The organism is Rhabdaerophilum sp., assembly GCF_046092605.1.
Taxonomy (GTDB): domain Bacteria; phylum Pseudomonadota; class Alphaproteobacteria; order Rhizobiales; family Beijerinckiaceae; genus Rhabdaerophilum.
The window spans coordinates 1-12,598 of record NZ_JBJTDY010000165.1 but is presented as its reverse complement, the minus strand read 5'-3'; the positions used below and the strand labels follow the sequence as shown (position 1 = coordinate 12,598).

Below are 12,598 nucleotides of genomic sequence, written 5' to 3'. Positions count from 1 at the left end.
GATGGCCATGAAAAAGGGCGAGCAGGTCTTCTTCTACCATTCCAACGAGGGGCTGGAGATCGTCGGCATCGTGGAAGTGATCCGCGAGGCCTATCCCGACCCCACCGCCGAGCCGGGCGAACCTTGGGTGGTGGTCGATTTTGCCGCCGTGAAGCCGCTGCCGCGCCCCGTCTCGCTGAAGGAGATCAAGGCCAATCCCGCGCTTTCGAAGATGAGCCTCGTTACCTCCATGCGCCTTTCGGTGCAGCCGGTGACGGACGGGGAATGGAACCGCATTCTGTTGATGAGCGAGGTTTGACACATGCTGCGCGGAATGAAAGCCTTGAACGGGCTGAAGCGTTCTGTCAGCCGGTTGGTTACGCCATGCGCCGTGCGCCATGTTCCATGCGCCGTGGTGCCGGCGCTGGTCCTTGCGCTGGTCCTTGCCCTCGTCCTTGGCGGGCAGATGTCCGCCGCTTTGGCCCAGGCCAGGCTTCAGCCCGAACTGGCGCCGGAACGGATCGTGTTTCCCGCCCGCGCCGAGGGCAGGGACTGGCAGGTCACGGCTTTTGTCTACAAGCCGCCCGGCAAAGGCCCTTTTCCACTTCTCGTCTTTTCGCATGGCCGCTCCGGCAAGGCGGAGGAAAGGGCCGCGCTGCGCTACCCGGTTTCGCTTGGCCACGTCGCCTACTGGCAACGCAAGGGTTTCGCGGTTATGGCGCCGATCCGACCCGGTTGTGGCGAAACCGGTGGCCCGGATATCGAATCGAGCGGCAACCGGATCGACCGGGCGGGTGCCTGCCAGGGCGCCGGTGCCTATCATCGCGTTGCGCGCAATGCCGCCGATGTCGTCGAAGCGGCGGTCAAGTGGGGACGGGAGCAGAAATGGGTCAATCCGCGCGCCATCCTGCTGGCTGGTCAATCCGTCGGCGGACTGACGAGTGCGGCCACCGGCGCGCGCAACCTGCCGGGGGTGATCGGCTACATCAATTTCTCCGGTGGCACCGGCGGCGATCCCGAGAAGCGCCCGAAGGCAAGCTGCTTTCCCGAGCTTCTGGAACAGGTCTATGGCACATTCGGCCGAACGACACGGGTTCCGAACATCTGGCTTTACGCGCCCAATGATCTGTTCTGGGGCGAGGAGGCGCCGCGCCGCTGGCATCGCGCCTTTGCCGCGGCCGGCGGGCGCGGCGAATTCGTGATGACCGCGCCGGTGCCGAACGAAGACGGCCATCGCCTCCTGTTGCGCGGGGGCAGGCTCTGGAGCATTCCGGTCGACCGGTTCTTGTCCGGGCTGGGGATCGCGGCCCGGTAACACCGGCCGCAGCCGCGCGGTTCGGCCCGGCGGTCTCCGTCCAATTGCCGATGCAGCGCGATCTTCCGCATTTTTGACAAAACGGCTAGAAGGTCTGGCAAGCAAAGACCGGCAAGGGATGATACGTCTTTTGTGCGGAGTTTCCGCATGGTGTTGAGAGCATTTTCGAGCAAAGCATACCCCCGCGAAGGTGGGGGCGGGCACCGGTTCGCGCAAAAGAAAATGCGAAAAGACAAAGAGATAAGGCATCCGATCCGAATTTGATCAGGCCGAAAACGCTCTAGTGGGGAGATTGAGATGTCCGAAAAGGCTTATGACGTCCCCGCCAAATGGCAGGCGCGCGCTCATGTGAACGATTCCAAATACAGGAAAATGTATGCGGCCTCGGTGAAGGATAACGATGCCTTCTGGCGCGAGCACGGCAAGCGGATCGACTGGTTCAAGCCCTACACCAAGGTGAAGAACGTCTCCTATGCGCCAGGCAAGGTCTCGATCAAATGGTTCGAGGACGGCACCACCAACGTCTCCTATAATTGCGTGGATCGGCATCTTGCGAAGCGCGCGAACCAGGTCGCCATCATCTGGGAAGACGATGATCCGAAGAATTCCAAGAAGATCACCTATGCCAAGCTGCACGAGGAAGTCTGCCGCATGGCCAACGTGCTTAAGGCCAACGGTGTCAAGAAAGGCGATCGCGTCACGATCTACCTGCCGATGATCGTGGAAGCGGCCTATGCGATGCTCGCCTGCACGCGCATCGGTGCCGTCCATTCCATCGTGTTCGGCGGCTTCTCCCCGGATGCGATTGCCGGCCGCATCGAGGATTGCGAATCGAAGATCGTCATCACGGCCGATGAGGGCCTGCGCGGCGGCAAGGCCGTCCACCTCAAGAAGAACGTCGATGTTGCCTGCGGCAAGGCACATCCGGCGGTCGAGAAGGTGATCGTCGTGAAGCATACCGGCGGGCATGTCACCATGCAGGAAGGCCGGGATGTCTGGTATCATGAAGAGGCGGCGAAGGTTTCCGCCCATTGCCCGCCTGTCGAGATGAAGGCGGAAGATCCGCTCTTCATCCTCTATACCTCGGGCTCCACGGGCAAGCCGAAGGGCGTGCTGCACACCACCGGAGGCTATCTCGTCTATGCCTCGATGACGCATCAATACGTCTTCGATTATCAGGAAGGCGACATCTACTGGTGCACGGCCGATGTGGGCTGGGTCACCGGGCACAGCTACATCGTCTATGGCCCGCTCGCGAATGGCGCGACGACCCTGATGTTCGAGGGCGTGCCCAATTACCCGACCATGTCCCGCTTCTGGGAGGTGATCGACAAGCACAAGGTCAACACCTTCTACACCGCTCCCACGGCCATCCGCTCGCTGATGGGTGCCGGCGAGGAGATGGTGAAGAAGACCAGGCGCAAATCGCTGCGCCTGCTTGGCTCGGTGGGTGAGCCCATCAATCCGGAGGCGTGGGAATGGTATCATCGCGTTGTCGGCGATAGCCGCTGCCCGATCGTCGACACCTGGTGGCAGACGGAAACCGGCGGCATCCTCATCTCCCCGCTGCCGGGCGCGACCGCGCTGAAGCCGGGTTCAGCCACGCGCCCGTTCTTCGGCGTGATGCCGGAAGTGGTGGATGCCAATGGCGCGGTGCAGAAGGGTGCCTGCGAGGGCAATCTCGTGATCGCTGATAGTTGGCCCGGCCAGATGCGCACGGTCTATGGCGACCACAAGCGCTTCATGGAGACCTATTTCTCCGCCTACCCGAATAAGTATTTCACGGGTGACGGCTGCCGCCGCGATGCCGATGGCTATTACTGGATCACCGGCCGTGTCGATGACGTGATTAACGTTTCGGGCCATCGCATGGGCACGGCGGAAGTGGAAAGCGCGCTGGTGGCGCATGAGGCGGTGTCGGAAGCTGCGGTCGTCGGCTATCCGCACGACATCAAGGGCCAGGGCATCTATGCTTACGTGACCCTGATGAACGATGTGAAGCCCTCGGAGGATCTCCGCAAGGCGCTGGTCACCACCGTCCGCAACGAAATCGGCCCGATCGCCACGCCGGACAAGATCCAGTTCGCGCCGGGCCTGCCCAAGACCCGTTCGGGCAAGATCATGCGCCGCATCCTGCGCAAGATCGCCGAGGATGATTTCGGCTCCCTCGGCGACACCTCGACCCTCGCCGATCCGACGGTCGTTGACGACCTCATCGCCAACCGGCAGAACAAGAAGAAGGCGTGAGCGGGGCTTTTACCGCTTCACTCGAGCGGGAGGCAGCGTTTTGAAAAGCGTTTTCAAGGTCATTTTATCTCTCACGGTCTTTGTTGGATTGTATGTGCCAACGGTGAGCGGAGTCAGTGCACAAACACGCGCTGACCCCGTCGCCGTTATGGTCGGGGTTCTGATATCGAAGTATTATCAAAACCCGACCGGAACGAACGTAAAGGGTGTTCTCAAGGCTTGGGAGCAGTCTGTTTCTGAGAACGACAAGGATGGAGTACCTCCGATTACGGGGTTCCTCACTGGGTTGTTCATCAAGTATCCGACGAAAATTGATTCATTCCTTGATGATGCGCCCAGTCCGCGCATGCAGGCAATCATCGGCAATGCCCTACGGCTCGCCGGACAAAAGCAAAAGCTCGGGGTTCTGGGCAGGAAATGGGGCTGGCCTCCTGATAGGATCACAAGAAGCGCGACCGGCCCGACCCTTCTGGCGAGCTCCGCCGTTACGTTCACGGACTTCGATCACAATTGGGGTGCCAGTTTTGCGACTGGCGAAGCGCGCTTTGTTCGCAAAATCTATGACGCGTTCGTCAGGACAAGCGAAAATCCGCAGATTGATCCTGATGACATTGTCGTTTTCGCAAATTTCAATCGCACAAGGCGGAATCAGGATGACGTCAGGAGGGTTGCGCAGAAATATCCGCAGCAAATCCGGTTGTCGGTGATCTATGCTTCAGTCGCTTTGTGGGCGATGGAATCAAACGCCGAACAACATCCCTTCATAGCGCGAGCGATCAATCGATGGCTATCAGAGAAGCCAACCAGCAAGGCGACGCGGGCCTATCGCAGCTTTGCTGGCCAGTAGCACCCCCGATCATTAACCCCAGCCTAACCCTACCGAAAGATCACTCGTTAGCCATGTGCGGGCGGAAAGGATTTCGCCATTCCTCTGCCGCTCAATGCGGGAAGTAAGTTCTGCGTTGGGAGTAGGCAATGGATCGCCGGGCGTTTTTCGGGATCGCGGGGTTTGGGCTGGCTGGTTGGGCGATGGGCGGTAGCGCCGAAGCGCGAGGCCTGGTGGCAGCGCCCTTCGCGGCAGAGCCGGGCTCCATCGTGGTTTCGACGCGCCAGCGCATGCTCTTCTTCGTGCAGGGCGACGGCACGGCAATCCGCTACCTGGTGGCGGTTGGCATGCCCGGCAAGCAATGGTTCGGCACCCGCACGATCGATGGCAAACATTACCGCCCGGCCTGGTCGCCACCGGCGGAGGTGCGCCGCGCGAAGCCTTCGCTGCCCGATGTCATCCCCGGCGGTGCGCCCGATAACCCGATGGGCGCGGGCGCGCTCACCATCGCGCCAGGGGAATACGCGATCCACGGCACCTCGCCCTCAATGCGCGCCTCGATCGGGCGTTACGCGTCCTTCGGCTGCATCCGCATGCTCGACGAGGATGTGCTCGATCTCATGGCGCGCGTGCGCATTCCCAGCCGGATCACGGTGGTGGCGTAACGGCTTGCCATCCCGGCGGCGGCACGAAGCGATTCAGATACCGATGGGCTCGCGGTAATGCGTTTTGCAGAAATTGGTCTGGCTCACGGAGCCAAAGGCCAGGATAACTTTTCGATATCCGTTCCGAGACCAGTGCGTCCGGATTGAGCTCAACGATTTCACCTCGCCAGTCTGGCCAGTGCCTCAAGGCGCGTCGCCTGAAATGAGCCAGCAGGACAGCGGCTTTGGAAAAGCCATGATAGTCAAAGGCGAATTCGTCTTTCAAGACGATCACGTGATTGGTGGGCGAACCATCAAGCGGTTTGATCCAGAACGGTTTTGCCCCGAATTCGGGAAATCGCTCCAAGAAGGCATGTGCCAAAACATGGCAGGCACCGGCGGCAAAGAAAACGCGGTCAGGTAGATTCCATTGGATCGCCTGATCATGTTTTGGGCCGGGAGTGCGCCTTAAGTAGACCATAGCGCCCCTCAGAAATCGCTCGCGATGCCCTTCACTTCCCAATCATCGTAGCGCACGGGGTCCTTCCCGCCGCGGCCGTTGATTTCGGCCTGTTTCGTGAGTTCGGCCTCCCGCGCTTCCAGCGCCGCGCGGCGAGCCGCCGCCTCTTCCAGCGCCCGCCGGGCGGCGGGGGAGAGCATCTTGATCTGCGGCGCAGGCATTTCGCCGGTTTCCGGTTTCTCCGACATGGGGTAGAGCCTCCGTCCTGGGCAGGATATAGGGCTTGCCCTCCGCCCCTGACCAGAGCTTTCGAAAAAAGACCCGGCCGCCTCATGCGTTTTTCCGCCGACGATCTTGTTGCCTCCGTGCTCTATCGCGACGAGGCCGTGCTGGTCATCGACAAGCCCCATGGCATCGCCGTCCATGCCGGGCCGAAGGGCGGTGTGACGCTCGAAGCCTTCCTGCCAGACCTGCGTTTCGGCGCGCCGGACAAGCCGCAGCTCGCGCATCGTCTCGACCGGGAAACCACGGGATGCCTCGTCTTCGGGCGGAACCAGAAGGCCTTGCGGCGGCTGGGCTCCCTGTTTCGCGATGGCCTCGTGAAGAAGACCTACCTTGCCTTCGTCTGCGGCCGCCCTTCGGAAGAGGAAGGCGTGATCGACCTGCCGCTCGCGCGCCGCAGCCACGACAAGCGATCCTGGTGGATGAAGGTCGATCCGGCGGGCGATCCTTCGCGCACGCGCTATCGCACCCTTGGGCAGGCCGATGGCTTGGCGCTTCTGGCGCTTTCGCCCGAAACCGGCCGCACGCATCAGCTTCGCGTGCATTGCGCCGCCATGGGTTGGCCGATCGCGGGGGATCGTGTCTATGGCGGGGATCGCGCCATGGCCGCCTCGTCCGGGCTGTTGCTGCATGCCGCGCGGATCGAGTTGCCATTCTATCCGGGGAAGCCCCCGCTTGCGGTCGAGGCGCCGCTGCCAGAACCCTTCCGCCACCTTCTCGAAAGCCTGCGGATGACCTTGCCCCCCGATTTCACCTTGCCCGAAGAGATGACATGAGCCGCTGGCAGGGACCGAAACGTCCGCCCCGAGAGAAATCCGAAGAAAAGGGCCCGCGCGCCGAGCCGCCGGGCTTCCGCGCGCGCCTCGTCGCGGCCCGTGCCCATCGCCGTGTGATGCGCGAGCGGCGGCCCATTGACGAGGCGATTGCGCTCGAGACGAAAACCGCCCCGCTTCCGCCGGCTGATCTTGGCCTCGTCAGGGCGATCCTCACGGTCGCCTTTCGCCGTCGCGGCACCATCCGGCAGGCCTTGGCCTCACGGGCGGCGACGGGCGAGATCGCCGAGGCCGGGCCTTTGCAGCCGCTGCTCGAGACGGCGCTGGCGCAAATCCTCTTCATGGATGTGCCCGATCACGCCGCCGTGGATTGCGCGGTGGAAATCGCCAAGCGCGACAGCGAGGCGAAGCATTACGCCGCCTTTGCCAATGCGCTTCTCCGGCGCATTGCGGCGGAGAAGGCGCAAATCCTCGCGAACATGCCGGATACGGTGGATGCCCCGGAATGGCTGTTCGAGCGTTGGTCGCGTGCCTACGGAGCCGAAAGGGCCGAGGCGATCGCGCGCATCCACCGGCAGGAGCCGCCAGTCGATCTGACCATCTTCGCGCCGCTCTCGCCGGAGATTGCAGGGCGGATGCTTTCCACGGGCTCGTTCCGGCTGGAGACCGAGGCGGCCATCGCCGCGCTGCCGGGCTATGCAGAAGGCCGATTCCAGGTGCAGGATGCTGCCGCGGCGCTGCCGGCGCGCCTCATGGGCGCGAAGGCGGGGATGCGCATCGCCGATCTCTGTGCGGCGCCCGGCGGCAAGACGGCGCAGTTGGCGGCCACAGGCGCGGCCGTGCTGGCCGTGGAGCGCAGCGCCCGGCGCGCCGAACGTCTGCGCGAAAACCTCGCGCGGCTGAAGCTCCCCGCGGAGGTGATGGTGGGCGATGCCCTCACGCTTGAAGCCGGGTTGTTCGACGCGATCCTGCTCGATGCGCCCTGCTCGGCCACGGGCACCATCCGCCGGCACCCGGAGGTCGCCTGGACGAAGACGCTCGTGGATATCCTCGCTTTGGCTCGCCAGCAGCGGGCGATGCTGGAATCGGCCGCGAGAAGCCTGAAGCCCGGCGGCATTCTCGTCTTTGCCACCTGCTCGCTGGAGCCTGAGGAAGGCGAGCGGCAGATCGAGGCTTTCCTTTCCGATCATCCACAATTCATGCGCCGGCCGGTAACGGTCGAATCCGACGGTGTTCCCGCCGAAATGCTCACTTCGGCCGGTGATTTGCGGGTTCTGCCCTGTCATCTTGCGAAAGAGGGTGGCGCGGATGGGTTTTTCGCCGCCCGGTTGCAACACCGGGCCTGATCGGTCACAAGAGCATGGATCAAGGTTAACGCGTCAGGGTGGGGTTAGGGCGTTGGATTCGGCAAGAAGGGTGCGGCCGGGCATACGCCTTCGCCTCAAGCGGGCTTGGCTGAAGCTGCGCCTTGCCATGGCGACCAGCCCCCTTTTCCGCGGCTTCTACCGCGCCCGCCGTTTCGCTCTCCTCGCCCCGCATATCGATCTCGCTGATCCCTCGATCGCCGCGGATATCGCAGCGGGACAGGTTGTGCTGGGTGGGCGTAGCCTGCTCTGCGGCGATCGTTCGCCCTTTTATGTGGCGCCGCCCTCCGAAGGTTTTGTCCGGGCGCTCTATGGCTTTGGCTGGTTGGCCCATTGCGATGCAAGCCCCCTGCCGGAAGTGCGCGCCCATGCGCGCAAGCTGGTGCGGGATTTCCTGAAACTGTCCGAGAACAGGCGCTCGGCCTTCGCTGACCACCCCGCCGTGGTCGCCCGGCGGGTGATCACCTGGGTAACCCATTCCGGCCTGCTCGCCGAGGGAGAGGATCGCGCCGGCTATGAGCGCCTGCTTGACCAGCTCGCGCGGGATGGAGCCATTCTCGCTGTCTATGCGCGACGGTCCGATCTGGGCGTCGGGCGCCTTCAGGCGGCGGTCGGGCTCGCCTTTCATGCGCTCGCGCTCGATCGCGTGCGGAAGGCCATTCCGAGCGCCGAACAGAGCCTCGATCTCGCACTGGCCGCGCTCGTGGCCCCGGATGGCGCGACCCATGACCGGGATTGCGGCACCGTCGCGCTGATCGCGGCGGATCTCGTGGCGATGCTCGCGCTCTATCGCGCGAGGCAGATCGCGCCCCCGCCGGCCATTACCTCCACCCTTTCGGACATGATCGCCTTCCTGCGCCTTCTCCAGCATCCTGATGGCGGGCTGACGCTGATGAATGGCGGCGGGCGCATTCCGCGCGATCTCGCCGGAGAAATCATCCGTTCCCGGCGCGGCCCGGCGAGCCTGCTGACATCCGCTGTGGAAACCGGTTTCGAGCGGCTCGAGAATGCTCATGCCGTGCTGATTGCCGATGCCGGAAACCCACCTCGCCGCTCCTGCGCGGGGCGCGCCGGCGCCAGTGCTCTCGCCTTCGAATTCTCCAGCCGGGCAGACCGGATCATCACCTCCTGCGGCATGCCGCCAGGGGCTGATGCGGGGATTGCCCGGGCCTATCGCTCGGCGGCTGCCCATTCCTCGGTCCTGGTGGATGGGGATGGCCTTGGCACGCTTTATGATGTGGCGACAGTGACCGGCGAGACCGAAACCCGCCTGAGGCCGCTTCCCGGCGCCGTGGCACCGCTGCGGGCCCGGAGCGAAACCGGCGAGACGCTGACGCTCGGCCATCGCGGCTTCATCGATACGCATGGCTATGCGCTCGAACGGCAACTCACATTGATCGATGCCTTTGCCGGGCTGATCGGGCGTGACCGGTTCGATGACCTCACGGGCGAGGCGCCGAACCGGGTGGTGACGCTCGCCTTCCATCTCAATCCGCGGCTTGTTCCGGTTCGGCTGGGTCGGGCCGATGCCATCATCCTGCGCCTGCCCGAGGGCAAGCCGGGCTACGACCAGTTCGTGTTCGAGGCGCCGGGCTACCAGATCCTCGTCGAGGAAAGCCGTGTGTTCGAGGCGGGCTCGCCCAACAACCGCTCCCATTGCCTTGTGATCGAGGCCGAGATTGCCGGCTCCACGGAAATCGGCTGGCGCATTCTCCCCTACATGCCGGAATTCACCTGATCGGCAACCGGCGCATGGCAGTCGCGCCGAACGGAAGATGGCGCGGGAGGCAACCCTGTGCTAGAGCGAATTCTGATCTGTCTGAATCAGGGTATCCGCTCTAATTCCTTATTGTTTCACGCATTTTCTTCGACCAACCGGTACCCACTTGGTCGGAAAATGCTCTAGGCGCCCGCCAGCTTTCCCGATAGCCGGAAATCCCTCATGCCCACGAAAACCCGCCCCATCCAGCGCGCCCTGCTCTCCGTTTCCGACAAGACGGGCCTCGTGCCCTTCGCGCGGAAGCTTGCGGCGAACGGCATCGCGCTGGTCTCCACGGGCGGCACACGCGCGGCGCTCGCGGCGGCGGGCCTGCCGGTCATGGATATCTCGGAGCTCACGGGCTTCCCCGAAATGATGGATGGCCGCGTGAAGACGCTGCACCCCAAGGTTCATGGCGGCCTGCTCGCGATGCGCGGCAACCCGGAGCACGAGGCCTCTCTGCTGGCCCATGCGATCCAGCCCATCGACCTCGTGGTGGTGAACCTCTACCCTTTCCGCGAAACGGTGGCGCGCGGCGCCGATTACGAAACAACGATCGAGAACATCGATATCGGCGGCCCGGCCATGATCCGCTCGGGCGCGAAGAACCATGACGCGGTGTGCGTGGTGGTCGATCCGCGCGATTACGATGCGCTGCTGGCCGAACTCGACTCTCATAACGGCGAGACGCGCTTCATTTTCCGCAAGGCGCTGGCGGCAAAGGCCTATGGGCATACCGCCGCCTATGATCGCGCCGTTTCGACCTGGTTCGCCGGCGCGACGGCGGATGGCCCGCAGCTCGCGCCCGAAAATCCCGAGGGGATTGAACTCCGCTACGGCGAAAACCCGCACCAGAGCGCGAAACTGGTGCTCGACCCCGCAAGCCCCCGCATTGGCGTTGCCAGCGCGCGGCAGGTGCAGGGCAAGGCACTCTCCTACAATAACCTCAACGATGCCGATGCAGCTTTCGAATGCGTGGCGGAATTCGATGCCAAGCGCACGGCCGCCATCGCCATCATCAAGCACGCCAACCCCTGCGGCGTGGCCGAGGCAGGAAGCCTCGTGGATGCCTATCGCGCGGCGCTCGCCTGCGATCCCGTCTCGGCTTTCGGCGGCATCGTCGCCTCGAACCGCACGCTCGATGCCGAGGCCGCGAAGGCCATCACGGAGATTTTCACCGAGGTGATCATCGCGCCGGACGCGACTGATGAAACCATTGCGCTGATCGGCGCGAAGAAGAATTTGCGCCTGCTGCTCACGGGCGGCCTGCCCGATCCGCGCGCGGCGGGCTTCGTCTCGCGCACGATCGCGGGCGGTTCGCTCGTGCAATCGCGCGACAATGCGGTGGTCGATGACATGGCGCTGAAGGTGGTGACAAATCGCGCGCCCAATGAAGCTGAAATGGCCGATCTCCGCTTCGCCTATCGCGTGGTGAAGCACGTGAAATCGAACGCGATCGTCTATGCGAAGAACGGCGCGACGGTCGGTATCGGCGCGGGCCAGATGAGCCGCGTCGATTCCGCGCGCATCGCTGCGTGGAAGGCGGCGGAGGCGGCCAGGGCCCTGGGTTCCGAAAAGCCGCTGACGGTCGGCTCGGTCGCGGCGTCGGATGCCTTCTTCCCCTTCGCGGATGGGCTGGAGGCGCTGGTCGCGGCGGGCGTGACGGCGGTCATCCAGCCCGGCGGCTCGATGCGCGACCCGGAGGTGATCGAGGCCGCGAACAAGGCGGGCCTCGCCATGGTGTTCACGGGCACGCGCCATTTCCGGCATTGATGCCAGTGCGCAGACATGCAGGCCAGGGGCAACCCGGCCTTTTTCCCGTGCCCTGCTCGTGAAACTCAGCCCCGCGCAAGATCGCCCAGCAGGCCGCCAAGCACGGTGAGCTTTGCCTGGTTGAGCTGGCCTGCGCGCAGATCACGGATGGTGCGCCTGGCGCTCTCCACGGCCGCCCCCTTCTCTGCCACCCATGCCGCGATGCCGCCCTTGCCGTCCTTCAGAACCTCCACCGCGATGCGGCGCAGGGCCTCCTCGATCGCGGCGGCGGCGCGGTCAATGGCGAGGCGTTCGAAGGGGTCGGTCGCGCGCAGGCTTGCGGAATCCTCCTTGAGCCCCGCGAGATCGAACTCGTCGGCGAGGGCGAAGAGCATGCGCACGGCATCCGTGACGCTGGCTTTTGTGCGCTCGGCCACCAGCGCGCCGTCAAGCGCCATGCCAAGGGCGGGAATATCCACGATCCGCTCCGCGAGCGTCACGGGAACGCGATCGGCCTTGCAAGCCTCCAGCCGCTGCTGCCGGATGGCAAGGGCCTCCGGCGCGAAGAGCGCCTTCGCATCCTTCGCGACCCCGCTGACCGCCCCGCCGAAGCGCTTCGCAAGCGCTTCGAGGCCCGGCGCGAAATCGATATTGCGCAGGAACCAGAGCATGCGCTCGGCAGCGTGGTCGGCTGCGGTCGCGTAAAGTGCGAGCTGGCGCGCGCCGCTGATCTTCGTGTCCAGCGCGTCGATGGCGTTGTTGATCTCGAGAATGCCGAACACGTCGCGCGCCAGCGCATAGGCGCGCACAATATCGGCGACGGAGCGCCCCGTGCGACCCCGCAGGCGGATGACGATGCCCGGCCCGCAGCGATTGATGACGGCATTCGCGAGTTGCGTCGCGACGATCTCGCGGCGCAGGCGATGCTTTTCGATCGCATCCGGGAATTGCTCCTGCACCGGCCTGGGGAAATATCGGCGAAGCTCGAAGCCGAGATGAGGATCATCCGGCACGTTGCTCGCGAGCAGATGGTCGTAGAGTGAAAGCTTCGCATAGGCCAGCAGCACCGCGAGTTCGGGGCGGGTGAGCCCCTGGCCCCTCGCCGTGCGCATGCTCTTCGCCCTCGCCGACGAGTTCGATCTCGCGGGGCTCAAGGAGGATTCCGCAAGCCTGCGCGCGACCGACCCCTTCGAACGC

At 64.2% G+C, this 12,598-nt stretch carries 12 protein-coding genes; 10 read left to right on the top strand and 2 right to left on the bottom strand.

Going from position 1 to position 12,598, the window contains the following annotated elements; genetic code table 11:
• The 6 genes from ACKODO_RS12775 to ACKODO_RS12750 all read left to right on the top strand — a co-directional run.
• On the top strand, positions 1 to 298 hold a 298-nt coding region (locus tag ACKODO_RS12775; RefSeq protein ID WP_408983817.1), incomplete at its 5' end, for an EVE domain-containing protein.
• A 3-nt stretch (positions 299 to 301) separates the two neighbouring features.
• Entirely contained in the window at positions 302 to 1,294 is a 993-nt protein-coding gene (locus ACKODO_RS12770) for an alpha/beta hydrolase family protein (protein WP_408983816.1), read from the top strand.
• 297 nt (positions 1,295 to 1,591) lie between these two features.
• Complete coding sequence (gene acs / locus ACKODO_RS12765; RefSeq protein WP_408983815.1) at positions 1,592 to 3,541, top strand: acetate--CoA ligase; 1,950 nt, start codon at positions 1,592 to 1,594, stop codon at positions 3,539 to 3,541.
• Between the two features lie 40 nt (positions 3,542 to 3,581).
• On the top strand, positions 3,582 to 4,388 hold the full coding sequence (locus tag ACKODO_RS12760; protein ID WP_408983814.1) for a hypothetical protein: 807 nt from the start codon (positions 3,582 to 3,584) through the stop codon (positions 4,386 to 4,388).
• A gap of 128 nt (positions 4,389 to 4,516) precedes the next feature.
• Positions 4,517 to 5,032: a L,D-transpeptidase gene (locus ACKODO_RS12755; RefSeq protein WP_408983813.1), complete on the top strand. Its 516-nt coding sequence runs from the start codon at positions 4,517 to 4,519 to the stop codon at positions 5,030 to 5,032.
• Between the two features lie 202 nt (positions 5,033 to 5,234).
• Positions 5,235 to 5,435, top strand: a complete 201-nt coding sequence (locus ACKODO_RS12750) for a hypothetical protein (protein WP_408983812.1) — start codon at positions 5,235 to 5,237, stop codon at positions 5,433 to 5,435.
• A 65-nt stretch (positions 5,436 to 5,500) separates the two neighbouring features.
• Here the strand turns inward: ACKODO_RS12750 and ACKODO_RS12745 are convergent, their stop codons facing one another.
• Positions 5,501 to 5,719: a DUF1674 domain-containing protein gene (locus tag ACKODO_RS12745; RefSeq protein WP_408983811.1), complete on the bottom strand. Its 219-nt coding sequence runs from the start codon at positions 5,717 to 5,719 to the stop codon at positions 5,501 to 5,503.
• Between the two features lie 84 nt (positions 5,720 to 5,803).
• Here ACKODO_RS12745 and ACKODO_RS12740 point away from each other — a divergent pair, with 84 nt between their 5' ends.
• The 4 genes from ACKODO_RS12740 to purH all read left to right on the top strand — a co-directional run bounded on the left by ACKODO_RS12740 (position 5,804) and on the right by purH (position 11,422).
• Positions 5,804 to 6,529 (top strand): RluA family pseudouridine synthase, encoded by a 726-nt coding sequence (locus tag ACKODO_RS12740; RefSeq protein WP_408983810.1) that lies wholly within the window; start codon positions 5,804 to 5,806, stop codon positions 6,527 to 6,529.
• The gene (locus tag ACKODO_RS12735; protein WP_408983809.1) at positions 6,526 to 7,872 is read left to right on the top strand and encodes an RsmB/NOP family class I SAM-dependent RNA methyltransferase; all 1,347 of its coding nucleotides are present in this window, start codon (positions 6,526 to 6,528) and stop codon (positions 7,870 to 7,872) included. The genes ACKODO_RS12740 and ACKODO_RS12735 overlap by 4 nt, the downstream gene beginning before the upstream one ends.
• A gap of 127 nt (positions 7,873 to 7,999) precedes the next feature.
• A complete protein-coding gene (locus tag ACKODO_RS12730) occupies positions 8,000 to 9,628 on the top strand; it encodes a heparinase II/III family protein (RefSeq protein ID WP_408983808.1) in 1,629 nt (542 codons plus the stop codon).
• 204 nt (positions 9,629 to 9,832) lie between these two features.
• Entirely contained in the window at positions 9,833 to 11,422 is a 1,590-nt protein-coding gene (purH, locus tag ACKODO_RS12725; protein WP_408983807.1) for a bifunctional phosphoribosylaminoimidazolecarboxamide formyltransferase/IMP cyclohydrolase, read from the top strand.
• 65 nt (positions 11,423 to 11,487) lie between these two features.
• On the opposite strand, the gene ACKODO_RS12720 is transcribed toward purH, so the two are convergent.
• Positions 11,488 to 12,513 (bottom strand): hypothetical protein, encoded by a 1,026-nt coding sequence (locus ACKODO_RS12720; RefSeq protein WP_408983806.1) that lies wholly within the window; start codon positions 12,511 to 12,513, stop codon positions 11,488 to 11,490.
• Positions 12,514 to 12,598: the final 85 nt, after the last annotated feature.